Annotated in this window: 21 protein-coding genes; 2 read left to right on the top strand and 19 right to left on the bottom strand. The window is 55.3% G+C overall.

Features of this window, described 5'->3' with window-relative positions:
- Positions 1 to 10: 10 nt before the first annotated feature.
- Complete coding sequence (locus tag ACR0QW_RS04325; protein ID WP_432642488.1) at positions 11 to 1,171, bottom strand: efflux RND transporter periplasmic adaptor subunit; 1,161 nt, start codon at positions 1,169 to 1,171, stop codon at positions 11 to 13.
- A 177-nt stretch (positions 1,172 to 1,348) separates the two neighbouring features.
- Positions 1,349 to 2,938 carry a hypothetical protein gene (locus ACR0QW_RS04320; RefSeq protein WP_432642487.1) on the bottom strand — a complete coding sequence of 530 codons (1,590 nt, stop codon included), beginning with the start codon at positions 2,936 to 2,938 and terminating at the stop codon, positions 1,349 to 1,351.
- 186 nt (positions 2,939 to 3,124) lie between these two features.
- Between ACR0QW_RS04320 and ACR0QW_RS04315 the strand changes: the two genes are divergently transcribed.
- The gene (locus ACR0QW_RS04315; protein WP_432642486.1) at positions 3,125 to 4,540 is read left to right on the top strand and encodes an FAD-binding oxidoreductase; all 1,416 of its coding nucleotides are present in this window, start codon (positions 3,125 to 3,127) and stop codon (positions 4,538 to 4,540) included.
- Between the two features lie 82 nt (positions 4,541 to 4,622).
- Here the strand turns inward: ACR0QW_RS04315 and ACR0QW_RS04310 are convergent, their stop codons facing one another.
- From ACR0QW_RS04310 to ACR0QW_RS04270, 9 genes are all read right to left on the bottom strand, one after another.
- Positions 4,623 to 5,744, bottom strand: a complete 1,122-nt coding sequence (locus ACR0QW_RS04310) for a 5-methyltetrahydropteroyltriglutamate--homocysteine S-methyltransferase (RefSeq protein ID WP_432642485.1) — start codon at positions 5,742 to 5,744, stop codon at positions 4,623 to 4,625.
- Between the two features lie 185 nt (positions 5,745 to 5,929).
- Complete coding sequence (gene hydE / locus ACR0QW_RS04305) at positions 5,930 to 7,051, bottom strand: [FeFe] hydrogenase H-cluster radical SAM maturase HydE (protein ID WP_432642484.1); 1,122 nt, start codon at positions 7,049 to 7,051, stop codon at positions 5,930 to 5,932.
- Between the two features lie 94 nt (positions 7,052 to 7,145).
- Complete coding sequence (locus tag ACR0QW_RS04300) at positions 7,146 to 9,572, bottom strand: homocysteine S-methyltransferase family protein (protein WP_432642483.1); 2,427 nt, start codon at positions 9,570 to 9,572, stop codon at positions 7,146 to 7,148.
- Positions 9,569 to 10,267 (bottom strand): vitamin B12 dependent-methionine synthase activation domain-containing protein, encoded by a 699-nt coding sequence (locus ACR0QW_RS04295; RefSeq protein ID WP_432642482.1) that lies wholly within the window; start codon positions 10,265 to 10,267, stop codon positions 9,569 to 9,571. The genes ACR0QW_RS04300 and ACR0QW_RS04295 overlap by 4 nt, the downstream gene beginning before the upstream one ends.
- Before the next feature lie 16 nt (positions 10,268 to 10,283).
- Positions 10,284 to 11,147 (bottom strand): methylenetetrahydrofolate reductase, encoded by an 864-nt coding sequence (locus tag ACR0QW_RS04290; protein WP_432642481.1) that lies wholly within the window; start codon positions 11,145 to 11,147, stop codon positions 10,284 to 10,286.
- A gap of 93 nt (positions 11,148 to 11,240) precedes the next feature.
- Positions 11,241 to 11,792, bottom strand: a complete 552-nt coding sequence (locus tag ACR0QW_RS04285) for a phosphoribosyltransferase family protein (RefSeq protein ID WP_432642480.1) — start codon at positions 11,790 to 11,792, stop codon at positions 11,241 to 11,243.
- A gap of 79 nt (positions 11,793 to 11,871) precedes the next feature.
- Entirely contained in the window at positions 11,872 to 12,180 is a 309-nt protein-coding gene (locus ACR0QW_RS04280) for a hypothetical protein (RefSeq protein WP_432642479.1), read from the bottom strand.
- A gap of 59 nt (positions 12,181 to 12,239) precedes the next feature.
- Positions 12,240 to 14,348 carry an RNA degradosome polyphosphate kinase gene (locus ACR0QW_RS04275; RefSeq protein WP_432642478.1) on the bottom strand — a complete coding sequence of 703 codons (2,109 nt, stop codon included), beginning with the start codon at positions 14,346 to 14,348 and terminating at the stop codon, positions 12,240 to 12,242.
- A gap of 2 nt (positions 14,349 to 14,350) precedes the next feature.
- Complete coding sequence (locus ACR0QW_RS04270) at positions 14,351 to 15,907, bottom strand: hypothetical protein (protein ID WP_432642477.1); 1,557 nt, start codon at positions 15,905 to 15,907, stop codon at positions 14,351 to 14,353.
- 179 nt (positions 15,908 to 16,086) lie between these two features.
- Here ACR0QW_RS04270 and ACR0QW_RS04265 point away from each other — a divergent pair, with 179 nt between their 5' ends.
- Entirely contained in the window at positions 16,087 to 17,619 is a 1,533-nt protein-coding gene (locus ACR0QW_RS04265; RefSeq protein ID WP_432642476.1) for an HD domain-containing protein, read from the top strand.
- Here the strand turns inward: ACR0QW_RS04265 and ACR0QW_RS04260 are convergent.
- From ACR0QW_RS04260 to ACR0QW_RS04225, 8 genes are all read right to left on the bottom strand, one after another.
- A complete protein-coding gene (locus tag ACR0QW_RS04260; protein WP_432642475.1) occupies positions 17,616 to 18,545 on the bottom strand; it encodes a LysR family transcriptional regulator in 930 nt (309 codons plus the stop codon). The genes ACR0QW_RS04265 and ACR0QW_RS04260 overlap by 4 nt on opposite strands.
- A gap of 102 nt (positions 18,546 to 18,647) precedes the next feature.
- The gene (locus ACR0QW_RS04255; protein ID WP_432642474.1) at positions 18,648 to 20,489 is read right to left on the bottom strand and encodes an alkaline phosphatase; all 1,842 of its coding nucleotides are present in this window, start codon (positions 20,487 to 20,489) and stop codon (positions 18,648 to 18,650) included.
- Between the two features lie 64 nt (positions 20,490 to 20,553).
- The gene (phoU, locus tag ACR0QW_RS04250) at positions 20,554 to 21,222 is read right to left on the bottom strand and encodes a phosphate signaling complex protein PhoU (RefSeq protein WP_432642473.1); all 669 of its coding nucleotides are present in this window, start codon (positions 21,220 to 21,222) and stop codon (positions 20,554 to 20,556) included.
- A gap of 13 nt (positions 21,223 to 21,235) precedes the next feature.
- Positions 21,236 to 22,021, bottom strand: a complete 786-nt coding sequence (gene pstB / locus ACR0QW_RS04245; RefSeq protein WP_432642472.1) for a phosphate ABC transporter ATP-binding protein PstB — start codon at positions 22,019 to 22,021, stop codon at positions 21,236 to 21,238.
- Positions 22,014 to 22,886: a phosphate ABC transporter permease PstA gene (gene pstA / locus ACR0QW_RS04240; RefSeq protein WP_432642471.1), complete on the bottom strand. Its 873-nt coding sequence runs from the start codon at positions 22,884 to 22,886 to the stop codon at positions 22,014 to 22,016. The genes pstB and pstA overlap by 8 nt, the downstream gene beginning before the upstream one ends.
- Positions 22,887 to 22,889: 3 nt before the next feature.
- Entirely contained in the window at positions 22,890 to 23,819 is a 930-nt protein-coding gene (pstC, locus tag ACR0QW_RS04235; protein WP_432642470.1) for a phosphate ABC transporter permease subunit PstC, read from the bottom strand.
- Entirely contained in the window at positions 23,812 to 24,714 is a 903-nt protein-coding gene (locus ACR0QW_RS04230; RefSeq protein ID WP_432642469.1) for a phosphate ABC transporter substrate-binding protein, read from the bottom strand. Before ACR0QW_RS04230 ends, pstC begins: the two co-directional genes overlap by 8 nt.
- A gap of 246 nt (positions 24,715 to 24,960) precedes the next feature.
- On the bottom strand, positions 24,961 to 25,159 hold a 199-nt coding region (locus tag ACR0QW_RS04225; RefSeq protein ID WP_432642468.1), incomplete at its 5' end, for a transposase.

The following is a 25,159-nucleotide window of genomic DNA, read 5'->3' as shown; positions in this document are numbered from 1 at the left end:
CTGTACCTCCTTAGTTACCACTGGTACTCGTTGCTGCTGTATCCGTGGTATCCAGATCGGCTTCCGTCATGGCCGTGGGGTTGACTTTTGCCCCTTCCTTCAGTTTCTGTACGCCTTCCACCACTACGGTTTCCGTGCCGTCCAGACCGCTCTTCACCAGCCACAGTTTCCCGACACGGGCACCCAGCTGGACTTCTTTCATGCTGACGGTGTTATCATCGTTGATTACATAGACGAAGTGTTTGTACATCACGTCCGTCACGGCCCGCTGGGGAACCAGGATGGCGTTCGGCACCATGGATCCGGTCACGGTCAGGTTGGCAAACATGCCCGGCAGCAGCGTGCCGTTGGGGTTGGGGAATTCGGCTTTCAGAGTCAGGGTACCGGTGGTGTCGCTGACGCTCCGGTCCACCTGGCTGACGGTACCTCTTTCCGGATAGGTAGTGCCGTCACTGAGCTTCATGGTCACGTTCTGCAGCTGGGCGCCGTTATTGGTATTGCCCTGCATGATATCCAGGTAGTCACCCTGGGATACGGAGAACCGCACCCGCATGGGGTCGCTGCCGGAAATGGAGGTCAGGACCGTGGAGTTGGCCGTTACGAAAGCACCGTTGGCCAGGGTATTGGTGCTCAGTTTCCCGGAGAAGGGTGCTACGATCTGGGTATCGCTCACATCCACCTGGGAAGAAGCCACGATTGCCTGCTGAGCATCTACGGAAGCCTGAGCCTGAGCCAGTGCGGTGTTGTACTGGTCGGCGGTCTGCTTGCTTACTGCGCCCTGTTCATACAGGGTCTGATACCGCTGGGCATCCTTCTGGGCGTTAGCCAGGGTGGCTTCTGCATTGGCCAAATTGGCCTGAGCATTCAGCACCGAGTTCTGGTAGGTCCGGGGATCGATGACGTACAGCAGCTGTCCGGCTTCTACATAATCGCCGCCGTTCACCAGTTTCTGTACAATGGTACCGGTTACCTTACTCTTGATTTCCACATCGTTGGCCGCTTCCACGAACCCGGTGTAGTCGTAGGTAATGGGGGTATCACGCCGGATGACCTTCATGGACTTCACAGCCACATCTCCTGACGTGGTAGCCGTCTTCTTGCCGCAGCCGGCAACGCCTACCAGCAGAAGGAGTGCCATCCCGATGGATATCACTTTTTTCTTTCCTAACATGGACAATCCTCCTAAAATCCTGCCCTCCCGGGCATGTACTGCAATCATGAAATGGTTACAAATAACCTTGTATATTATAGCGTATGGTTTTTTCAGTTTCAAACGTTTTAATTTGCAGTTTTTGTTTTCTTATCGCTTGTTTTCGTATTTTTACTTTCGTTTTCATCATTTGACTGGCTAGTCAAAAAAAACCTCCCCGGGACGGTTTTTCTTCATATAAGGAAGGACTTTTTCCGCCTCCAGATCGAACTCCTTCTGCTCCCCATAGAGCAGGCCCAGGACCTCTCCATCGAAGTAATAACCCGTCACATCCTTCGGGGTAATGGTCTGGCCGGCGTTCGCTGTCTCTTTGGCCACCATTTTCCAAAATCTGCCCCACGGCTTCACCAGGGCGTCCAGGGGTACTTCCTCCCCGGTCTTCACGTTGAAGTTAAAACACTGGGTGATGGCCTGGCTCCGTTCCCGTTCCGTCAGCAGGCCCAGCAGCATCAAGCTGGCATAGTTCCGACCACTGTATTTCACATCATAATCCAGGTTCAGCCGGCTGCCGACGCCCAGGTTCTTCAGATGGTCCCGCACGAAGGCCTCAATTACATGGTTCATCTTCCAGGCCAGTTTCCCGTCCAGCTTCTGAAAATGGGGATATACCACGGCTCCGTCCTCATCAGCCACCTTCAGAGAAACGATTTCATAACCGCTCTGGCCGGTGATCTTATCGGTATTCACATAAGTGGGACGGCTGTACAGCTGGGCCTGGAACCCCACTGTCCGGGGCTGCCAGCCGCCGGCCCGGTACTCCCACACCGTGCGCACCACACCCAGGGGATCGGAGTTGGTCACCCCCAGCACCTTCTGCAGAGTCACCACCTCATCGATTCCATCCCCATTCACGTCCAGGGCACTGAGCTGGCTCAGGTTCTGGATGATTGGCCGCAGTCCCGATTCCTTCAGGCTGCCGTCGGCATTGTACACGTTCAAGTTCCGGTAGGCTTCCTTTTCATTGCTCACATCCAGGATGATGTCCTGGATCAGGTTGGGGAAGGACAGTTTTACCTGGTAATCGGGCAGATAGGTACCCACCATGGACACGCCCTTATTCTCCTCCGGTCCGAAGATTTCTTCCATCTCGCCGTCCAGGACGTCCAGGATCCTGTAAGACACTACACCACTGCTGCCGCCGCTGGGAGCTGCAATGATGATGTTGGGCCAGCCGTTTCCCGTCACATCGGCCAGTGTCAGGTAGGCATTATAGCCCCCCAGGTCCCTGGGACGGTAGTAGTATTTCACTTTGCTTGGGTTGGCGGCATTCGCTTCTTTGGCCACCAGGTACATGTCCCCCATGAAGCTGGAGCCATCCACCACCGAGTTGCCCATGAGATCCACCACTTCGTCCACACCGTCCCCGTCGATATCGCCGATGGCTTCGCTGATCAGCTGCCCATGCTGGACCACGAAATTCATGGGGCTTTTTTTCCTCAGAGAATCCCCCTTGTTCAGCTTCGTAGCCCCTTCGCCCCGGTCGTCAGGGACTTCCGGTACCTTGCCTGCCTGGGCGCCGGCCTGGCCTCTGGTACCATTCTTTACCCTATCGTCCTTTTGGGCTGCCGGAGCCTCCGATTTGCCCGCAGCAGCTTTTTCCGCCTGCAGCTGGGGGAACTGGCGCAGATCCCTGACCGTCCCTGCCTCGGCCGCTGCCAGCGACGGCAGGGCCAATACCCCTGCCAGGGCCAGGCTGAGAAGCACCTGTTTGCGTGTATATTGTTCCATGGTTGCCCACCTTGATCCTTTCCGAAAATCACTGATTTCTCTTATTATACTATACTTTTTGTTTTGTGTCGCCGCTTTCCGTTTTCTCTGTTTTTCTAATTTTGAGAGAATTCTTTACTATCCAGAAGAAATTGGTTATACTTAACCTACGTTTGTTTTATACAACGAAAGGGGAATGAAAGAATTATGGTAGACTATCAACCAATTACTCCGGAGGTTCTGGAGGAACTCCGTGCCATCGCCGGCAGCCGGGTGCTGACAGGCGAAGATATCAATATGGATTATACCCATGACGAAATGCCCATCTACGGCATCGGCATGCCGGAGGCGTCCATCGACGTAACGAGTACTGAAGAAGTATCCGCCATCATGAAGGTGTGCAACGCCCACCACATCCCGGTCACCGTCCGGGGCGCCGGCACCGGCCTGGCCGGAGGCGCTACCCCCGTACAGCGGGGCCTGGTACTGTGCACCATGAAGATGAACCAGATCCTGGGCTACGACGAAAAAAACATGAACGTGCGGGTACAGCCCGGCGTGTTGCTGGACACCCTGTCCAGAGACGCCCTGGACCATGGCATGTTCTACCCGCCCGATCCCGGTGAAAAATTCGCCACCCTGGGCGGCAACGTATCCACCAATGCCGGCGGCATGCGGGCTGTAAAATACGGTACCACCCGGGATTACGTGCAGGCCATGACGGTGGTGCTGCCCACCGGCGAAGTGATCCACGTGGGTGCTCCTGTCTCCAAGAGTTCCTCCGGCTACAGCCTGCTGCACCTGATCATCGGTTCCGAAGGCACTCTGGGCATCATCACCGAGCTGACCCTGAAACTGATCGCACCGCCCAAATGCCATGTGACCCTGATTGTACCTTTCGCCGAACTGGCTGATGGCATCGGTGCTGTACCCTCTATCAAACATTCCGGCCTGAATCCCCAGACCCTGGAATTCTTCGAAAAAGAAATCCTGGAATCCTCTGAACAGTACATGGGCAAGAGTGTATTCCCCAAACAAGTGGATGGTCAGGACGTAGGTGCCTATCTGCTGGTGACCCTGGATTCCAACGACCGGGAACAGCTGGACAAGCAGGTGGAAGAAGCCGCCGAAATGCTGCTGGAAGCCGGAGCCCTGGACGTACTGGTAGCCGATACCCCCATGTTCCTGGAAAAGACCTGGGCAGCCCGCTCCTCCTTCCTGGAAGGCATCGAAGAACAGTACAAGCTGCTGGATGAATGTGACGTAGTTGTTCCCGTTTCCTCCATTCCTGATTTCGTGCTGTACATCAAAGAAATCCAGGGGGACTTCCCCTTCGAAGTGAAGATGTTCGGCCACGCCGGCGATGGCAACCTGCACATCTATACCTGTGCCAACGACATGGAACTGCCGGTCTTCAAACAGGCCGTGGACCAGTTCATGCACAAGCTGTACGCCAAATGCACCGAACTGGGCGGCCAGATTTCCGGCGAACACGGCATCGGCTTCGGCAAGGTACAGTACCTGGCTGAAAACCTGGGCAACACTTCCATGACCTTGATGCAGGGCATCAAAGAAGTCTTCGACCCGAATCTGATCTTGAACCCCAACAAGGTTTGCTTCTAAAAAAATAAAATGGAGGGTGTGAAAAGCCACTTTTTCACACCCTCCATTTTTTATACCCTGCAGCAGCCGCTGATACTTTCTTTTACAGCGTCGTCCCCCACACTTCTTCAGCCACTTCCTTTACCAGTTCCAGCTTGGCCCACTGTTCTTCCTCGGTCAGCCTGTTGCCGATTTCACAGGAAGCGAACCCGCATTGAGGGCTAACGCATAAGTTTTCCAAAGGTACATACTGCGCAGCCTCGTGGATCCGGTCAATGAGAGCATCCCTGTCTTCCAGAGCGGCCCGTTTCGTGGTCACCAGCCCCAGTACCACCTTTTTGCCCGGGGCCACTTCCTTCAGGGGTTCAAAATTACCACTGCGTCCGTCATCGAATTCCAGGTAGAACCCGTCTACCTGTTCCCGGCCGAACAGCAGGGGTGCAATGGGAGCGTATCCTCCTTTGGTAGCCCAGGTGGAATGATAATTGCCCCGGCACACATGGGTATTGATTACCAGGTCACTGGGATGACCTTCCAGGGCCAGATTGTTCAGCCGTAGATATTCCTCAGCGATGGTTTTCAGGGACGTGGCCCCGTCCTGGCGTTTGTTCCAGTATTCCGTATCGCAGAACATGCCCCAGGTGCAGTCATCGAACTGCACGTTCCGGCAGCCCGCCTCATACAGATCCCTGATGACCTGGCGGTAGGCGGCGGCGATGTCCTGGAGCAGCTGTTCATGGTCCGGATACACCGCATCGGTGATTTTCCCGTTGTCGCCCCGGTACAGTTCGGCCAGCAGCTGGGCCGGTGCAGGCATGGTCTGGCGGGCCAGGGTGTTTTCATCTTCGAACTGTTTCACATATTTGAAATGTTCCACGAAAGGATGGTCCTCGCCGCTGATCCTGCCGGTGACGATGGCTGAACCCCTGGTGGTCTCTTCCCCGTGGAAGAAGTAGCCATGTTCCAGTTCAATGTGGGTGATGCCCTTCAGCCCCCAGAAGAAGTCCAGGTGCCAGTAGCTGCGGCGGAATTCCCCGTCAGTGAGGGTATGCAGGCCGGCATTCTTCTGCTTTTCGATGAGTTTGGCGATTTCTTCGTCTTCCACCTGTTTCAGATCCAGGGCAGCGATCTCGCCTCTGGCAAATTGTGCCCGGGCCTGTTTCAGTCGGGCGGGCCGCAGGAAACTTCCAACGATATCAAAACGGAACGGTGCACGTAAAGTCATTTCTATCTCCTCCACTCAGTTTGTCCAGGTTATTGTCGATGGCTCTTATTGTAGGGGATTTCATAGGAATTGTATAATATATAAAAAATAGAGGCTGCTATAGTTTTGGGCTATAGCAGCCTCTATTTTTGTACCAGGAGCTGGGGACCGGAAAATCAGAGAAGGACTTGCCATCCCATATGTGGTTATCTTCTTTTCTTTTCCGGATGCTCCCTGAAATAGTGCGGAGAATCACCCCATTCCCCAAAACCCACTCTGTCCCCTACGCTGGCCACACGGCCGGCCAGACAGTTGCGGCACTGGTCAGGGCTGTCTTCCACGCATGGTTTGTTGTCGTACAACAGGTAATCCGACCGGAACCTGGGCAGAGTCACAATGGGCATCAGGATGTTGGCCCCGGCCTTCAGCCCCAGCTCCCGTCCCAGGGGGTGCAGGGCCTGCAGGGCTGTAGTGGCCGCAATGTTCCGGTCAGGCAGGAACAGCCGCGTCACGGCAATCATGTTCAGTCCCATAATGAACCGCTCCTGCCGGGCAGCTTCCGTATTGCCACCTTCTGCCACCACTTTCTTCCCAATGGGAGTATTGTGGTGGACCACATAGGGTCCCATGCCGATCATGTCGATGTCCATATCCCGGTAGAACAGGATATCCCCGACCAGGTCGTCCAGGGTCTGGCCCGGCAGCCCGATCATCACGCCAGTCCCCACCTGGTAGCCAATGCGGTGCAGAGTCTCCAGACAGGCTTTCCGCACAGACCATTCGTGGCAGCCATCCTGGGGATGCAGGGTAGCGTAAAGCGCCGGGTTGCTGGTCTCGATGCGCAGCAAATAGCGATGAGCCCCTGCCCTGAACCAGCGCCGGTACGTCTCCTCATTCTGTTCTCCCACGCACAGGGTGATACCCAGCTCGCCGTGGCTCAGCTCCTTGATATCCCGGAGCAACTCTTCCACATAGGCAATGAACTCCTCATCCTGTCTTTCCCCGGATTGGAGAGTCAGAGAACCGTATCGGTTGTCATAGGCCCATTTTGCCATGGCCAGCAGACCCTTCCGCTCCGTATCGAACCGTTCCACTTTCTTGTTGTCCCGGCGGATTCCACAGTACTTGCAGTTCTTGATACACCGGTTGGAGAATTCCAGCAGGCCCCGGTAGTAGTCCACCCGGCCCACAGTGCGGGTCTTCACCTCATAGGCGGCATCGTACAGCCGTTTCCGTTCCTGGGGATCGGTCAGTCCCAGCAGGGTCCGCAGGTCGTCACGGGTCATTGCCTGGCCCTTGGCCAGCAGGGTCGTCAAAGCATCGGTCATGATACTCCTTTCTTTCTAAAGCAGAATATAGCAGATAGGGATAAATCATCAACAGCAAAAGAATACCCCGCCCCCAGCTCTGTATGTGTTCAGTTTATTTGTGGAACAATTCGTTGGCATAGTTTACGCTGGCCACTGCGTTGGCACCGTAAAAATCGGCTCCGATGGTACGGGCGTAATCAGCGGTCATGACGGCACCGCCCACCATGATCTTGCACTGGGGCAGTTCTTTGTGCAACAGCTGGATGGTATCCTCCATGGCCCCCACAGTGGTGGTCATCAGTGCACTAAGCCCCACCAGTTTGACATCATGTTCCTTCGCAGCTTCCAGCACTGTCTCCGGTGGCACATCCTTGCCCAAATCGATGACCTGGTACCCGTAGTTCTCCAACAGAACCTTCACGATATTCTTGCCGATGTCGTGGATGTCCCCTTTCACCGTGCAGATGACGATGGGTTCACCCTTTTCCGTGCCGGACCCGGTGGCAATGGACTGCTTGAGGATTTCGAACCCGGCTTTTGCCGCATCGGCGCTGACCAGCAGCTGGGGCAGGAACAGCTTCTTCTTCTCGAACAGCTCCCCCACTACATTCAAGCCGGGAATCATGTCCTCATTGATGATGTCCAGAGCCAGTTTCCCGTCTGCCAGAGCCTGACGCACTCCCTGCTCCACCTTGGTGGTCAGTCCCTTGATAATGGCCTGCTCGATGGAGGAGCCTTTTCCGGCTTTGACCGGTTCTCCGGAACCGGAGCCGCCGGCCGCCGGAGTCTGGGCCACCGCCACCAGCTGGGGCGCATTGGCAAAATATTCCACGTACTTCTTACAGCCTTCATCCTTGCCGCTGAGAGCCCCGTAGGCGATGTAGGCCTGCATCATGGCTGCACTGTTGGGGTTGATGATGCCGGCGGACAGACCGGCTTCCATGGCCAGAGCGAAGAAAGCGCTGTTCACCGCATCCCGGCTGGGCAGCCCGAAGGAAATGTTGGACACCCCCATGACCGTCTTGATATGACGGGCTTTCAGCCGCCGGATGACCTCCAGGTCGACCACGGCATTCTGTCCGCCAGTACTGATGGTCATGGCCAAGGGATCCATGACCATATCCTTGGCCGGAATGCCATATTTACCTGCTTCCGCAATGACTCTGTCAGCCACCTGCAGCCGTCCTTCCGCCGTATCGGCAATGCCGCCCTCATCCAGGCACAGACCCACCAGGACCGCCCCGTATTTTTTGGCCAGGGGCAGTACTTCAGCCATATTCTCTGCCTTGCCATTCACCGAGTTCAGAAGCGGCCGGCCGTTGTAGATCCGCAGGGCCCGTTCCATGGCTTCAATATTGGAAGTATCGATCTGCAGAGGAACGGAGGTAATGGACTGCAGGGTCAGGATCACCCTTTCGATCAGGGCCGGTTCATCCACCCCGGGCACCCCTACGTTCACGTCCAGCACGTGAGCACCCTTATCCAGCTGTTCCAGAGCCAGCTGGCACACATAGTCCATGTTCTGGGCTTTCAGAGCTTCTTTCAGCCGTTTCTTCCCCGTAGGGTTGATCCGTTCCCCGATGATTACAGGCATACCCTCAAAATCCACCGCCGTACCATAGCCGCAGATGGCGCAGGGCGCTCCGGTGCGGGGTGCGGGCATGGGCAGATCCTTGCAGGCCTTGATCAGGGTGGCGATGTGAGCCGGAGTCGTGCCGCAGCAGCCTCCCAGCACGCTGACCCCCGCTTCCGCAAAGGGTACCATCAGGGGTGCATACCCCTCCGCATCGATATGGAACACTGTATGGCCGTTCTTCTGCACCGGCAGACCGGCATTGGGATTGGCCACCAAAGGGATGTCCACAGCCCGGAGAGCCTGGGGCACCAATTTTACCAGGGTATCAGGACCCTGGCCGCAGTTGAACCCCACAGCGGATACTCCCAGGGATTCCGCCATGACCAGAGCCGAGGTCACATCAGCCCCGTTCAGCAGCTTCCCATCTTCGTCAAAGGTGAAAGTGCACACAATGGGCAGTTCCGAATTCTCCTTGGCCGCCAGGATGGCAGACTTGGCCTCGTAGCTGTCACTCATGGTCTCAATCAGGATCAGGTCCGCCCCGGCAGCTGTCCCGGCTTTCACCTGCTCCGCATACAGGGACACAGCCTCTTCAAAAGGCAGGTCCCCAAAAGGCTGGAGCAGTTTTCCCGTAGGCCCCAGATCCAGGGCCACAAAGCCCTCTTTGCCGGCTTCCGCAAAAGCGGCCCGGGCATTTTCCACCCCGGCTTTCACCAGATCCGCCACTTCCGGCTGGTCATGGGCGGCACCGAATTTCAGGCCGTTGGCGCCGAAGGTATTGGTTTTCAAGATGTCCACCCCGGCGTCCACATAGGCCCGATGGATGGCCCGAACTTTCTCCGGATGGAGCAGGTTCCAGGTTTCCGGCAGTTCGCCGGGTTTCAGGCCGGCTTCCTGGAGCATGGTGCCCATGGCACCGTCAAAGAACAGACGCCGATTATGCAAAGCTTCTATAAATTTCATGGTTCCTCCTGACGATAAGGACAGGTTACATTGCCGCAGGCGGCACATTTGGTTTTCTTTCCGCAGTGGGTGTCTTCCGACTCTGCCGCCTTCTTTCCAGACCGGTCGATGCCGATCACCGCAGTGACACTTTTGGTGGGGGCCATGATGCCTCCTGCTGTCAAAGTGAGGCCGATGGCTTTGGCACAGTCCAGGAGCCGGAAGATTTTCTGCTGCTCCGCCAGGTTCCAGTCCCCGTACCCCGGAGAAAACCGGGTGCGAAACTGCCAGATGGCCGGCATCTCCTTCTTCCAGACGATTTCCTGCTGATCCAGGTAGCTTTCAATAAGCGATGCTGCCACCGCCTGGGCTGCAGCCCCTTCCGCAATGCTGCGTACGCTGATCCGCCGCAGGGCGATGTCCACCCGGGCGCCCAGGGTAGCGCCAAACAGCAGCAGCCGGTCGCAGCCCTCAAGATGCCTGGCCAGGCCGCTGCTCACAAATTCCGTGCCGTTTTCCAGAATGACCCGGCCCTTTTCGTTCTCCGTACCCTGGACCACAGTACAGCTCCACTGCTGCAGCAGGCTCCGGGGCTGCACTTCGTTGCGCAGCTGCAGGAAGGCCCGGTCCACAGTCACCGCAGCCTGTACATCCCCCGGCCTGGCTCCGAAGTAACGCAGAGCCTCTTTTTCATCAAAGGGAATCCGTACTGCCATTCCTGCCTCCTTTGCCTCAGCTGCGGATGATTTCGGACAGGTTGCTGCGGATACCGCCGATGACATCCGGTTTGTTCATGGTATAGATATGGATGTTGGAGAACCCATTGGCGATCAGGTCCACAATCTGACCAATGGCATAGGCCATGCCCGCCTGTTTCAAGGCCGCCGGATGATCTGCAAACCGTTCTGCCATGGCCCGCAGTGGCGCCGGTACCGGCGTACCGCTCAGGGTGAAGATTCTCTCAATCTGCTTCAGGCTGGTCACCGGCATGATCCCGGCCACCACCGGCACATTGATTCCCTTGGCCAGCAGCCGGTACATGAAGTTGTAGAACATGGTATTGTCAAAGAACATCTGGGTCACCAGAAAATCGCAGCCATCTTCCACTTTCATCTTGGTGTGTTCCAGATCTTCATCCAGGCTTTTGGCTTCCGGATGACCCTGGGGATAGGTGGCCCCGCCTACGCAGAAGTCTCCGTAGCTCTTGATTTTTTTCACCAGTTCACTGGCATGGGCATAATCCCCCTGGAGGGATTCCTGGCCGACTGGAAGATCTCCCCGCAGAGCCAGCACATTCTCCACATGGGCATTCTTCAGCTGGTCCAATACGCCCTCGATGCGCTGTTCCGTAGCTCCCACGCAGGTAAGATGAGCCAGAGCAGGCACACCGCAGCGTTCGATTTCGGATACCAGGGCCACGCTCTTGCCCACGGAAGTGCCGCCGGCCCCGTAGGTGACACTCATGTAATCCACCCCCTGGACGGCAATGGTGCGGGCGATTTCCTGGGCGTGTTCCAGTTCGCTGCCCTTCTTGGGCGGGAACAGTTCGCAGGAAACACAGACTTTCGGGCTCTTCAGCAGATCTATGATTTTCAAAGAAAATACCTCCTCAGACAAAAAGAAACAGTATTGTTTCATTTTATAACAAAAAAGAAGCTGCCGCAAGCGACAGCTTCCCTTCTCTGCAGATTACTCCGCCTTGAATAATGGCAGATTGGCCAGGACGACGATATCCTGTCGGCCGATGGAATCCCCTTCAGCCAGGATGGCCATACGTCCGTTCACCGTACCGCCGGCTTTTTCCACCAGCTCCTCCAGGGCCTTCATGGAGCCCCCGGTGCTGATCACATCATCCACCAGAGTCACCTTATGACCCCGCACCAGATCGATATCCGCATCCTGCAGGCACAGCATCTGTTTGCCCTTGGTGGTGATGGATTCATCCTCCACGACCAGCGGGTGTTCCATATAGGCTTTGATGGACTTCCGGGCCACGATGTAGCGGTCCATCCCCAGGATCCGCGCCATGGCGTGGACCAGCGGGATACCCTTGGTCTCGGCGGCCATAAGGACCTCCGTGCCGGCAGGCACCTTTGGAGCCAGTTCCGCTGCCGCTTTTTCCACCATTTCCGTATCGCCCAGGATCACGAACCCGGCAATGGCCAGGGTGTCCGAAATGTTCAGGACGGGCAGAGAGCGCTTCAGCCCCGCCACTTCCAGTTCATAAAACCGCTTTGCCACAATCGTTTCCTCCCCTTTTCCGACTTATCCACATTATCCACAAGAGGAATGTTCATAAGTGGATAACTCTGTGCATAACTTACAAATCGTTGGCCATCCGGGGCGGCATACTCCATTCCACCAGCACACCGGTATTGACCCACAGCCGGGTCAGAGCCTGCTGGCAATCCTGCCAGCTGTTTTTCGGATCCACGGTCACTTCCCCGAAATGGTAGGTGCACTGATCCGTTGGCACTTCCATGGTTTTGGGGCTGGACAGGAAATCCCGCACCTTCTGGGCCGCCTCCTCTGCGTCCGGAATGAATACGGTCATTTCATGGGTCTCTTCGTTGTAATCCAGATAGCCGTAATGGCCCTGGTAATTTAAAGTAACACTTTGCACTGCCATGGTTTCTCAACGCACCTCTCTCTATGATACGTCATTATATCACAAAATCCGTATCGCCGTCATTCTTCCTTGTGTTCCATAGGTTTCAGCCGCTGTTCCAGGGGCATGGTCTTTCGGGGAGCGTTCTTCATGGCCCGCTGCATGAGAGCGGCCTGTACACTGATGCGCTGATGGCCATGGGCATAGCTGCGGCGCCAGGTTCCATTGGCCAGCATCACATGGGCCCCCACATTGTCCTTCAGGCACAGATTCAGGAATTCCTTGATCCGGTCGATGTGGGCCTTCCGTTCCACCGGGAACAGCAGCTCCACCCGGTCGTTCAAGTTCCGGGGCATCATATCCGCACTGGACAGATACAGTTCTTCATTGCCGTTATTGGCAAAATAGTACACCCGGCTGTGTTCCAGGAACCGGCCGATGATGGAACGCACAGTAATGTTGTCACTGACGCCCTTGATGCCCGGCCGCAGCCCGCAGATGCCCCGTACGATCAGTTCAATCTTCACGCCGGCCTGGGACGCTTCGTAGAACTTTCTGATTACCGGCTGATCGATCAGGGAGTTCATCTTGGCCACAATATGGCCTTCGCCGCCATTTTTCACATTGGCGATTTCCCGATCCACCAGTTCATAGATCTTTTCCCGCAGCCCGATGGGAGCCATGACCAGACGATTGAATACCGGCGGTTCCGAATAACCGCTGAGCACGTTGAAGAATGCGGAAGCATCCTCACCGTACTGGTCGTTGGCGGTGAGCAGCCCCAGGTCCGTATACAGCTTGGCAGTCTTGTCGTTGTAATTGCCGGTGCCCAGGTGCACATAGCGCCGGATTCCGCCTTCTTCCTTCCGGACAATCAGGATAATCTTGGAATGGGTCTTCAGCCCCATAAGGCCGTAGATCACATGGCAGCCGGCCTTTTCCAGGCGGCGGGCCCATACGATGTTGTTCTCTTCATCGAATCGGGCTTTCAGTTCCACCAGAGCCGTGACCTGCTTGCCGTTTTCCGCAGCCCGGGCCAGAGCCGCTACCAGAGGGGAATTGCCGCTGACCCGGTACAGGGTCTGTTTGATGGCCAGCACATTGGGATCTTCCGCCGCAACAGCCAGCAGCTTCACGATAGGATCGAAGCTTTCGTAGGGATGATGCAGCAAAATGTCGTGCTCCCGGATCCTGCCGAACAGGTCGTCGTAATCGGGCAGTTCCTCCGGCTGCTGGTTCACATAGGGAGTAAACTTCCACTGTTCCATGCCCGGCTGGTCGATGAACTTGTTCAGGAAGGTCAGGTCCAGGGGCCCATTGATTTCGTACACATCCCGGGGCTCCAGGTCCAGACTGCGGATCAGGAAATCCTTCAGGTAGCGGTCGTCAGTGGTACAGATTTCCAGCCGCACTGCGGCCCCCCGTTTCCGTTTCCGCAGAGACCGTTCGATTTCTTTCATCAGGTCCTGGGTAGCATCCTCCTCCACTTCCAGATCAGAGTCACGAGTGATCCGGAAGGGCACCATATCCACGATAGCCGACCCCTTGAACAGATCCTGGCAGTGTTCCATGATCAAATCTTCCAGGAATACATAGCTCCGCTTCCCTTCCTGATCCACCAGCGAGATGAACCGGGGCAGTACGGAAGGCACCTGCACGAAGGCCACCCGCTGCTCTCCTTTTTTGTTCCGCAGTTCCACGGCGATGTTCAAGGTCTTGTTGGCCAGGAACGGGAACGGCCGGGCCGCATCCACTGCCATGGGAGTCAGCACCGGGAATACCATTTCCTGGTAGTAGGCTTCCAATTCCTGCCGCTGTTCCGGTGTCACATCCTTCACCCGCAGGAACCGGATATCGTTCTTTTCCAGTTCGTTGCACAGGGCAAAAAAGTACCGGTATTTCAGCTTCATCTGGTTGTGAGCCGACAGAGAGATTTCCCGCAGCTGATCCGCCACTGTAAGTCCGGCTGCATCCACTTTATCCACCCCGGCGGCTTCCTGCTCGATGAGCCCGGCCACCCGGACCATGAAGAATTCATCCAGGTTGGAAGCCGAAATGGCCACGAAGCGCATCCGTTCCAGGAGCGGCAGGGTCCGTACCCCGGCTTCCCGCAGCACCCGCAAATTGAATTTCAGCCAGCTCAGTTCCCGGTTCACGTAATATTCCGGCCTGTTCAAATCGATTGTCATCCTTACGCCTCCACTCTTTCCAGTACGGGCTGTACACCAAACACTTCTTCAAAGAAGCTGCCTCTCTTTTCGAAAACCCATTCCTCCAGAGACAGGTTGTGCCGGCTTTTGGCCCGGATTTTCAGTTCATTGCCCTTCAGGACCATCCTGCAGCCGGTGATTTTCTGCCTGCCGCTGATATCCATGGAGTCAGCCAGCCTCAGGATGGCTGCCAGCTTGGCCACCAGCGGACTGATACCGGTGCCGAAATCCCGGGGTTCCGAACCGTTCAGTTCCGGCCGGTCCAGGGTATACAGATAAGAAATCTGGGCGATGGTATGGCACTGTTCCACGCTGAATCCCAACAGGTCCGCACAGTCGATCAGGTAGTAATTGTACCGGTCGTAGGTCCGCATGGAAGCATACTTACCGATGTTGTGCAGGTAAGCCGCCGCCCGCAGCAGGATCTTGTCTTCCTGGTCCAGGCCCTGGCTGGGAGCCAGAGTATCGAACAGCTGGCAGCACATGGCTTCTACCCAGGCTGCATGGGGGGCGTCGTAATGGAACCGGGTGCCGATACTGCGTACCAGGCTCATCTGCAGTTCCAGCATTTCTTCCAGGAATCCCGGATCCAGCTGCCGGGCAACGTACAGGATCTTCATGCCGTCAATGAACCGGTCTTTGGGCATGAAAAGCCGTTTGGCTCCGGTCATCTGCATGAGCAGGTGACACAGGGAAATGGCTGGCTGGGCGACTTCCATCTCTTCCGGGGGCAGGCCGAACAGCTTCTTTAGCTGCACATCCTTGTACTGGTGGGCTTTCTCATAGAACGCTTCCACCTCTTCCGCTGCAAAGGAAATATTTCCCTTCTGCTTTTTTTCACCGCCAAACAGATCCATCATCACCTGGCTTTCCGTTCCGGTAAGCAGCAGGGTCTGGATGTCCTCCCCTTCCAGTTCCTCGGCCACCACGCCGATCCGGTCCTGAAGGTATTCGTTCAGGGCCTGTTCGAAATGGATGCTGGAACGCTCGTTCCGGGTGAACTGCTCCTTCAGCCGTACCAGACCCACATGGAGATTCTGCTGGAACTTCACTTCGCTGCCCTTCAGGTAGGTAAGCCCCAGGCCGCCGGAAGAAATGTCCGCCAGCAGCATGCCGGTATTGTCATCCAGATGGATATCCTTCATATCCATGTTCCGCATGAGGGAGGCCATCTTGGTGTAGATTTCCCGGCTCATATTGATCACTTCGATCTGGAATCCGGTCTTTACCTTCACCTGATCCAGGAAATACGTCCGGTTCTCCGCTTCCCGCACGGCCGTGGTAGCCTGCAGCTGATACTCCTTCACGCCGTATTCCTTCATTACCTGGCGGTATCCCTTCAAGATGCCTACGATTTCCAGCATAGTCTGGAAAGAGATTTTATGGGTCTGGAAGGTCTCTTCCCCCAAGCGTACTTTGTTCCGTAATTCAGTTACGATCCGGACATCGTCCAGACCGGTATATTCAATCAGCTGCATGGTGATGTTTTCCGAACCCAGATGGATCACCGCAGCCGAACGCAATTTTTTCTTTGCCATAACGTCCTCCTCACATTCGCTATAACCCAGTACTGTCTACCCGCCGGGGGCCAATCGTGATATACTTATTTTAGTTTATCACTTCTATAATATAACAATATAATAAAAGAAACAGTGTTTACAGATTGATTTCCTTTTTTCCGCAGCTTTTCGGGACACTGTCGAATCGAGGGGTTTGTATGAAACGTATTGCCATCATTGACGTGGGGTCCAACTCCGCACGTCTTGTCATCATGGAAGTCCATTCCTCCAACGCCTGCAACCTGGTGTACAACCAGAAGGATCCGCTGCGGCTGGCCCTGAAGACGGACAAGAAGGGCTACCTGACGGAAGAAGCCTTCACTGCCACCACACTCTGCATGAAAAACTTTGCCGCCATGTGCAGACTGTACCACGTGGATGAAACCATCGCCGTGGCTACCGCTGCCATGCGGAACGCTCCCAACGGAGCCAAGCTGGCCAAAATCGTATCCCAGGCTTCCGGCATCAACCTGGAAATCATTTCCGGCAAAACAGAAGCGTCTCTGTCATACCTGGGCGTAATCAACACCATCGACGTGAAAGACGCCGTCGTATTCGACCTGGGCGGCGCCTCCACCGAAGTAATCCTGGTCCGGGACCGGAAACTGGTGGAAAGCGTCAGTCTGCCCATCGGGTGCGTAAACCTGACCAAGAACTTCAAATTGAACAATGTGGTGAATTCCAACGCCCTGAACCAGATGCGCCGGGCCATCAACGACCAGATCCAGAAAGCACCCTGGATTGCCGGCTGCGGGCTGCCTCTCATCGGTGTGGGCGGCACGGCCCGTTCCATCGGCAAAATCGAACAAAAGCGGAGCAAGTATTTCACATCCAAGCTGCACAATTACCAGTTTTCTCTGCAGGATTTCAAAGAATGGTACAAGACCCTTCCCGGCACCACCCTGGCCACCCGGCGCCGTATCCCCGGTCTTTCCAATGACCGGGCCGATGTGATTATCGCCGGTGCCTCCGTTATCAAAGCCCTGGCCGACAAGAGCAAGGCACGGAAATTGATTGTCTCCGGTTGCGGACTGCGGGAAGGCCTGTTCTCCCAATACCTCCACCAGCATACGGATGAACCCCTGATCACCCCCAACATCCTGGAAATGGCCCGGGAAAACATGATCCATCTGTATTCCCCCGATGAAGAACACTGCCGACTGGTGGCAAAATACGCCCTCCAGCTGTTTGACGGCTGGCAGTCCCTGCACCGGCTGGACCCGGAAAAGTGGAAGCCCCTGGTGGAAACTGCCGGACTGCTCCATGACATCGGCATTACCATCAACTACTACAACCACACCCGCCACAGCGGTTACCTGATTGAAAACGGCAAGCTGTTCGGACTGAACCATCTGGATGTGGTGTACACCGCCATCCTGGCTGCCTGGCACCACGGCATGAACCGGGGATACCTGCGGAACAAGCCCTATCGGAAGCTGATCCCGGAAGCCGACATGAAACGGCTGAGCAACGGAGCCCTGCTGCTGGCCCTGGCTGAATGTCTGGATTACACCCAGACCGGAGCCATTGAGGCCATCGAACCGTCACTGCTGAACGGAAACGCGGTACTGACCCTTACTACCAGCCGCACCCCCTCGGTGGAACTGCAGATGCTCCAGGGCATGACCAAATGGTTCCGCAAGAACTTCGGCTGCAGCCTGACAGTGGTGGTAAAAGAACAACCGAATTAATGTTTCGACGGACTGCTTTCGGGCAGTCCTTTTATATACTGTTCCAATGCGGCCACATAAGCCTGGCCGAGACGGCTCAGATGGGTCTGCTTGTGGGTCAGGAGGCCGATGTGCATTTCCCCTTCCTTGCGCAGGGGCACGGCGATAATGCTGGCCCCGTTCAATTTCTGGTCGATGACGCCGCTGCACACGGTGTAACCATTCAGCCCGATCAGCAGATTGAACAGGGTAGCCCGGTCACTGACCCGGATGTTCTTGGAACGCACCACAGTGCTGAAAATTTCTTCAGAGAAGTAGAAGGCGTTATGATCTCCCTGGATGTAGCTCAAATAGGGATAGGGTGCCAATTCCTCCATGGAAACGCTTTTCCGGCCGGCCAGAGGGTGATCGGAATTCATGAATACATGAGGTTCGGCCACGAACAGTTCCCGGAATTCCAGGTCATTGGCCTTGAAGATTTTCTGGAGCACCGCCCTGTTGAACTCGTTGTAGTATAAGATCCCGATTTCACTGCGCATGTGGGCCACATCATCGATGATGGTGTACGTCTGGGTTTCCTGCAGGCTGAAATCGTAGGTTTCGCCTCCGTATTCCTTGATCAGGTCTACGAAAGCATTCACAGCAAAAGAATAGTGCTGGGTGGACACAGTGAATTCCTGCTTTCCCCCGGCTTTCTTCTTGTAGCGGGATTCCAGCAGATCCGCCTGTTCCAACACCTGCCGGGCGTACCCCAGAAAGATTTCTCCGTCCTTGGACAGATGGACTCCCTTATTGGTGCGCTCGAAAATCTGGATGTTCATCTCTTTTTCCAGCTCCCGTACCATCTTGGTCAGGCTGGGCTGGGTGATGAACAGTTCCCGGGCCGCTGCGCTGAAGGTCCCCGTCTCCGCAATGGCCACGATGTACCGCAATTGCTGTAGAGTCATACATATACCGCCTTCTCTTGATATTCCTGTAATATTTTATTATATCATGGAAAAAGGGACTGTCGCCGAAGCGCCAGCCCTTTTCCAGCATGGTTTCCAAATTTATTTGTTCTTGGTAGCATCGATGCCCAGGGCACGCATCATCCCGAAGAAGACTTCCGTATTGTCCATGACGCCGTTGAAGTATTCGGAGCCGGGGCCGTATGCATTCAGAGGCACATCATCGGCTGCATGACACTCATCCCCAACGGTATCCGGGATATTTGCCGGGTCGATTTCCACAGGATCCCCTTCGTGATGCCGTGCCGGATTGGGTTTTGCAACCACAGTGGATTCCTGATGGTATTCGGTCTTTTCACCCACCTGCTGGGCCACGGTCTTGCTCACTTTTTCCGTAATGGTAGGCAGGGTGGGTTTCTGCTGCAGGTGGTAGTTCACATAATAGGCAGGATGGTTGGCGTACTGTACCGCCAGAGTCACATCGGGATCCGGATTGTCAGGGAATCCATCGTGGTCTTCATCCTTAAAGGTCGGGAAGATGGAGTCTGCGTAGGTCCGTACGGCAGCGGAACCTTTCTTGCCATCCCGCTCATGGTAGGTACCGGTGATGGAGGTACCATGGGCGTGGTCGGCTACGACAATCATCAGGGTATCATCTCCGTGTTTCTTGGACCAGTCGACGGCAGCCTGGATGGCCTTGTCGAATTCGATGGTATCGTAGGTAGCCCGCTGCCAGTCCATGGCGTGGAACTGCTTATCGATGGAAGCCCCTTCGATCATGGCAAAGAAGCCGTTGGGGTTCCTGGACAGGATATCCAAGGATTTCTTGGTCATATCCACCAGGTTGGGCTGGTCGGTGTATTTGCCCAGCACTTCCGGGTTCTTCAGCACTTCCCGGTCCAGATATACGTTCATGGTACCGGGATGGAACAGACCCAGCAGCGGCTTGTTGGCCGGAGCGGACTTCATTTCCGCAGCGTTGGTCACAAAGGTATACCCCTTGTTTTCGAAGTCCTTGATGATATCATCCTGATCATGCCGTTTGGAACCCTTGACGCTCTGGGGGACATACCGCTGGGAGCCGCCGCCCATGATGACGTCCGGACGATGGGAATCTTCCAGATAACTCTTGGCCAGGAAGTCCTGGTTTGCACGCCGGCGGGTATGGCCGATCATGGCAGCCGGGGTGGCATCGGTAGATTCAGCCTGGGTGATCACGCCCACGGACATGCCCCGGGTCCGTTTCACGATTTCGGAGATGTTTTCCACTTTGGGATCATCGAAGGGATCCTTGGTGGAGTCTTCGTAGACACCCATGGCGTTTACCACGGATTTATGACCGGTAGCATAGGCAGAAGCAGAGTTGGCGCTGTCGGTAGTCAGAGAATCATACCCGCTGGTGGTAATCAGGCAGCTGTGAGGGAATTTTTCCATGGTCAACAGATCATTGTACTTGCCGTTGGTCATGCCCTTGGACAGGATCCGGGCCATTTCCCGAGCCTGCAGGGTCATACCGTCTCCCACGAACAAAATTACATTTTTGGCCCGTTTAGGAGCCTTTTCATGGACTACCGTATATCCGGCAGCTGAAACGTTCTTGCCATTGTCATCCTGGGCCATCACTTTAATGGCATAGGAACCGGTCTTGGGGAAGTTCACCCCATTGGCCCGGTAGGAAACCACGCCATTGCCCAGGTCTTTGGGAGCCAGTTTCTTGCCGAAGAATTTTTCAGCCGACTGGCCGTTAACGGTAATGTCGACGTTCTTCAGATTCTGGGTTCCCTTCACTTCCACATCGAAGTCGAATTTGGCGCCCGCCCAGAATTTCGCTTTGTCCACGGGCAGGATGCGGACTTCCGCTGCTTCCACACCGGGTAGTACGCCCATCAGGGAACCGCCAGCCACAACCGTCAGGATTGCGCGTTTCAGCCACTTGTTATTCATACCTTTTGCCTCCTCTGTTCTTCCCTGCGCTGGTAGCTGCACAGGGAGTCTGTTGAACTTAAAATCACTCCATCGTAAACCCGTTGTCGCCTTTCAGCAGATTTTTTTTCATATACAGCACCCAGTTCCCGATGTTGGTCCCGTGATCGGCCGTGCGCTCCATATATTTCAGCAGCAGCACATAATCCACATAAGAAGCCACATCGTCCGGATCCTTTTTGATTTCATCGGTCAGGGTGGGCAGGATCCGTTCGAAATCTGCATCCACGATGTCATCCTTGTCGCCGATATAACGTGCTTTTTCGTCGTCCCCTTCCAGATAGCAACGGAAACTTTCTTCCAAAAGTCCCTGCATATCTTCATACATTTCCCGAAATCCTTCCGGCGCTTTTACCACCGGTTTCCGTTCCAGGATCCGGGTGATGTAAAGCGCCATATCGGAACAGTGGTCCGCAATCCGTTCCAGTTCACTGAGTACACGGAAGGTTCCCATCAGCAGCCGCCAGTCGGAAGCCACCGGGGACTGCAGCACCTGGATGGTCAGGTCCTTGCGCATGATTCCCCGGATCATTTCATCGAATTTATCGTCTCCGTCCCGTACCAGCCGGGCCTTGTCCAGATCCTGGGTGAACAGGGCATCCTTCGTTTCTTCCAGGGTCTTTTCCAGGGTACAGATCAGGCTCCGCACCTGGTCCTGGATTTCGATCAGATCCTTTATGTAAGCGTCTCTCATAGCGTCTCCTCTCTCAGCCGAACCGGCCCGTAATATAAGATTCCGTCCGAGGTTCGGAAGGATTGGTGAACAAAGTTTCCGTGTCATTCAGTTCCACCAGTTCGCCCAGGTAAAAGAAAGCCGTCTTGTCGGAGATCCGGCTGGCCTGCTGCATGTTGTGGGTAACGATGACAATGGTGTAGTCTTTTTTCAGCTCCAGCGCCAGGTCTTCGATTTTCTGAGTAGAAATGGGATCCAGGGCGGACGTGGGTTCGTCCATGAGGATCACGGAAGGCTGGGCAGCCAGTGTCCGGGCGATGCAGAGCCGCTGCTGCTGCCCGCCGGACAAGCCCAGGGCACTTTTATCCAACCGGTCTTTCAGTTCATCCCAGATGGCAGCCTGCCGCAAACTCTTTTCCACGATTTCCGCAAGCTGGGCCTTATTGGTGATACCCTGTACCCGGGGACCGTAAGCCACGTTGTCAAAAATGCTCTTGGGAAAGGGAGAAGGCTGCTGGAACACCATACCCACACGGTACCGCAGGGCCAACGGGTCCACTTCTTTAAAGATATCTCTGCCTTCAAACAGGATCTTCCCTTCCACCCGGCAGCCGGATACCCAGTCGTTCATCCGGTTCAGGGTCTTCAGCAGCGTGGATTTGCCGCAGCCGGAAGGTCCGATCAGTGCGGTGATCTCATTGCGTTTTACTTTCATATTGATATCTTTCAGCGCCTGGTGTTTGCCATAAAACAGATCCAGGTGCTGGATGTCGAAGACCATATTCTCGTTGGAAACGGTCTTCTGCTCATTCTCATTCATCTGCAGTTCCCTCCATCTTCTTTTCCAGGCGCCAGCTGATATACCGGGCCAGCACATTGAACACCACCACCACCAGCATCAAGATGGCAGAGGTTACGCCGGCAATCTTACCGGCATCGGGGCTCAGGGCCTCGGTCCGCATGACCCACACGTGCAGAGCCAGGGTTTCACCGGGCCGGAACGGGTTCAGCGGGCATGTGGTCGAGCTGAAATCCCAGTTGGTCCAGTCGATGTCCGTGGACATACCGGCCGTGAACATCAGCGCGGCAGCTTCCCCGAACCCACGGCCGGCAGCCAGGATCAGCCCGGTCATGATTCTGGGCAGGCAAGCGGGCAGCAGTACGTTCCAGATGGTCTGCCATTTGGAAGCGCCCAGTCCCAGGCTGCCCAATGTATATTCCGGCGGCAGGTCCTTCAAGGCATTTTCCGTAACGGATACCATCAGCGGCAACGTCAGGATGGACACCGACAGCGCACCAGCCATCAGATTCCACTGGGAACCGGTCATAACGATAAAGACCAGGTAGCCGAACAGGCCGACCACAATGGAAGGCAGTGAGGACAATGTTTCCACAGCCATCCGGATCCAGTTGGTCAGTTTCCCATCGGTGGCGTATTCCGCCAGGTAAATCCCGGCAGGGATGCCCCACAGGGCGCTGATGATCAGGGCCAACACCACCAGGTACAGGGTATTGAAGAACATATCCCGGATGCCCAGGAGGATGTCCTCACTGAGTCCGGAAATGCCCTGCCCCACCACCAGAGCGATAAACGCAAAGAGCAGGATGGCAGAGCCATAAGCTCCGGCAGTGAACAGCCCGCTCATGAGCCGATTCATGGCTCTTTTATGTGCTAAACCGTTCATGGCTTATTCCTCCTCTTTTACTTTCATGGGATCTTTCCCGAAATGGTGGATGATAAAGATCAGGACAAAGGAAATCACGAACAGCAGCAAACCCAGAGTCCACAGGGCTGCACTGTATTCGCCGCCTTCCATGGCACCGCCCATATCGTTGGCAATTACCGTAGTCATAGTGGACGCTGGCAGAAACAGGGACGTAGGGAAGCGTTTCATCTGGCCGATGACCATGGCTACGGCCAGGGCTTCACCCAGGGCACGGGCCAAGCCCAGCACCACGCCGGTGAAAATGCCCCGCTGCGCAGCCGGCAGGATCACGTTGCGGATGGTTTCCCAGCGGGTGGCTCCCAAGCCATAGGAGGCATCACGCCAGCTTCTGGGAACGGCCAGCATAGCATCGGCCGCCATGGTAGTGATGACCGGGAAGATCATCACGGCCAGGACGAGAGCCGCGGCCAGCACGGAAAAGCCGAAAGGCATGGGGAAGATCTTGCGCAGGAACGGTACCAGGACCGTCAGACCCACCCAGCCGTAGATTACGGAAGGGATACCTGTGAACATTTCTACGATCGGGCGGATAATCCGCTGTACGGCCGGGCCGGCCATTTCCGACATGTAGATGGCTGCCGCCAGGCTGACCGGCAGGGCAATCACCAGACTCAGGAAACAGGTGACCAGGGAGCCGCTGATGAACATGGCCGCCCCCACCTGGCCGCCGCCTTCCAGGGTATCGCTGGGCTTCCAGGCTCCTAAGAACAGGAACTCCGTGATGCTGTGCCCAAAATCCCAAAAGGTGCCGCTCCCCTTCACCAGAAGGAAAGCGGCCATCAGGAAAGGAAGCAGGGCCGCTGCGATGCCACAGGCCGTAATGACGGACTGTGACAGGGACTCTTTGCGGTGGACCTGCGTTAATTTTTGAACTACCGTATCATTAATCATGAGCGGCATCTTTGACTTGCATCTTGCTGCTGACACCATAACCCAGCTCCTCGATCCGTTTGCCATAGTCGGCAGACAGCAGATAATCCAGGAAAGCTTTTACAGCGGCTTTCGGATTTTTCTTGGTGTAAACATGTTCATAGCCCCAGACATTATATTTGCCAGAATAGGTGTTTTCCAGGTTCGGTACGACACCATCGATGGCAACAGTGGCAACCGTATCATTCTTGGTCAGGTAGGGCAGAGCCACATAACCGATGGCGCCTTTGTTCTGGGCTACGCTCTGTACCAACAGACCGGAGTTATCGGTTTCCAGGGATTTGTTGGAAGCTTCTTCCGCACCGCCAATGGCATATTTGGCAAACAGAGCACGGGTACCGGAAGTCTTGGGTCGGGTTACCAGGGTAATGGGTTCATCCGGGCCCCCCACTTCTTTCCAGTTGGTGACCTTGGCCGTGAAGATATCGGTCAGCTGCTGTTGGGTCAGGCTCTTGACTTTTTCAGCCACATCCTTGTTCACGATGGTAGCGACCGTCATGACACAGATTTTATGGTCTTCCAGCTGTTCTGCCTTTTCCTTCGGCAGTTTGGAAGCTGCGGGCACATCGGAGTTCCCCATGTCTACGGAGCCTTCGGAAACCTGTTTCAGGCCCATGCCGGATCCGCCGGCGTTCAGGCTGATGCTTACATCTTTATGCTGTTTCTTGAAACTTGCGGCTGCGTCCTTCACCAAAGGCAGCAGAGCAGAAGAACCGGAACCGGTAATGTTGCCGCTGACTGCAGCCGGTTTCTTGGTATCTGCCGCTTTTTGACCGCCGCACCCTGCAGCGCCCAGGACCATCATCCCTGCCAGTACCGTTACGGCCAGTTTTCTCCATTTGTTTTTCAACATCATCTCATCGCTCCCTTGTCATTCGTTAAGATAATCGTTTTTGCTTTCGCTATAGCTATAAGATATCAGTCCATTGTAAAAAGTAATGACAGGATATTGTAAAGAATTGTAAAAAATGAAAGGGGGTGTGAAGAAATGAGAATTCATTTCTTCACACCCCCTTTGTTTTTTATCTCTATGGCTCCCTCAACAAAATTTGAGGAGAAAAGAGCATACTTCCCCCTTTCCCCTAAAAATCAGCTTTTTTAATTAAGCTGCCCTATCCATATGTGCTTGCTGTTTCTTATGGTATTTGTATAAGTTAAAGCCAATAGAAACCAGGAAAACTTCCATTTTCACTGAATCCAGACCTCTTCGGACAATCCGATCATACTCCCGGTCATTTTTCATAACCCCGAAAGTACCCTCTGCCTGTATCGCGCGGTTCCGTCTCAGCAGGAATCCGCGG

Origin of the sequence: Acidaminococcus sp., from assembly GCF_050873445.1 — a bacterium.
In the GTDB taxonomy this organism is placed as follows: domain Bacteria; phylum Bacillota; class Negativicutes; order Acidaminococcales; family Acidaminococcaceae; genus Acidaminococcus.
This window is presented reverse-complemented; position numbering and strand designations above follow the sequence as displayed.

Coding starts and splice junctions, on each gene's coding strand:
- ACR0QW_RS04325 (WP_432642488.1), bottom strand. CDS start 1,171: ATGTTAGGAAAGAAAAAAGTGATATCCATCGGGATGGCACTCCTTCTG.
- ACR0QW_RS04320 (WP_432642487.1), bottom strand. CDS start 2,938: ATGGAACAATATACACGCAAACAGGTGCTTCTCAGCCTGGCCCTGGCA.
- ACR0QW_RS04315 (WP_432642486.1), top strand. CDS start 3,125: ATGGTAGACTATCAACCAATTACTCCGGAGGTTCTGGAGGAACTCCGT.
- ACR0QW_RS04310 (WP_432642485.1), bottom strand. CDS start 5,744: ATGACTTTACGTGCACCGTTCCGTTTTGATATCGTTGGAAGTTTCCTG.
- hydE (WP_432642484.1), bottom strand. CDS start 7,051: ATGACCGATGCTTTGACGACCCTGCTGGCCAAGGGCCAGGCAATGACC.
- ACR0QW_RS04300 (WP_432642483.1), bottom strand. CDS start 9,572: ATGAAATTTATAGAAGCTTTGCATAATCGGCGTCTGTTCTTTGACGGT.
- ACR0QW_RS04295 (WP_432642482.1), bottom strand. CDS start 10,267: ATGGCAGTACGGATTCCCTTTGATGAAAAAGAGGCTCTGCGTTACTTC.
- ACR0QW_RS04280 (WP_432642479.1), bottom strand. CDS start 12,180: ATGGCAGTGCAAAGTGTTACTTTAAATTACCAGGGCCATTACGGCTAT.
- ACR0QW_RS04275 (WP_432642478.1), bottom strand. CDS start 14,348: ATGACAATCGATTTGAACAGGCCGGAATATTACGTGAACCGGGAACTG.
- ACR0QW_RS04270 (WP_432642477.1), bottom strand. CDS start 15,907: ATGGCAAAGAAAAAATTGCGTTCGGCTGCGGTGATCCATCTGGGTTCG.
- ACR0QW_RS04265 (WP_432642476.1), top strand. CDS start 16,087: ATGAAACGTATTGCCATCATTGACGTGGGGTCCAACTCCGCACGTCTT.
- ACR0QW_RS04260 (WP_432642475.1), bottom strand. CDS start 18,545: ATGACTCTACAGCAATTGCGGTACATCGTGGCCATTGCGGAGACGGGG.
- ACR0QW_RS04255 (WP_432642474.1), bottom strand. CDS start 20,489: ATGAATAACAAGTGGCTGAAACGCGCAATCCTGACGGTTGTGGCTGGC.
- phoU (WP_432642473.1), bottom strand. CDS start 21,222: ATGAGAGACGCTTACATAAAGGATCTGATCGAAATCCAGGACCAGGTG.
- pstB (WP_432642472.1), bottom strand. CDS start 22,021: ATGAATGAGAATGAGCAGAAGACCGTTTCCAACGAGAATATGGTCTTC.
- pstA (WP_432642471.1), bottom strand. CDS start 22,886: ATGAACGGTTTAGCACATAAAAGAGCCATGAATCGGCTCATGAGCGGG.
- pstC (WP_432642470.1), bottom strand. CDS start 23,819: ATGATTAATGATACGGTAGTTCAAAAATTAACGCAGGTCCACCGCAAA.
- ACR0QW_RS04230 (WP_432642469.1), bottom strand. CDS start 24,714: ATGATGTTGAAAAACAAATGGAGAAAACTGGCCGTAACGGTACTGGCA.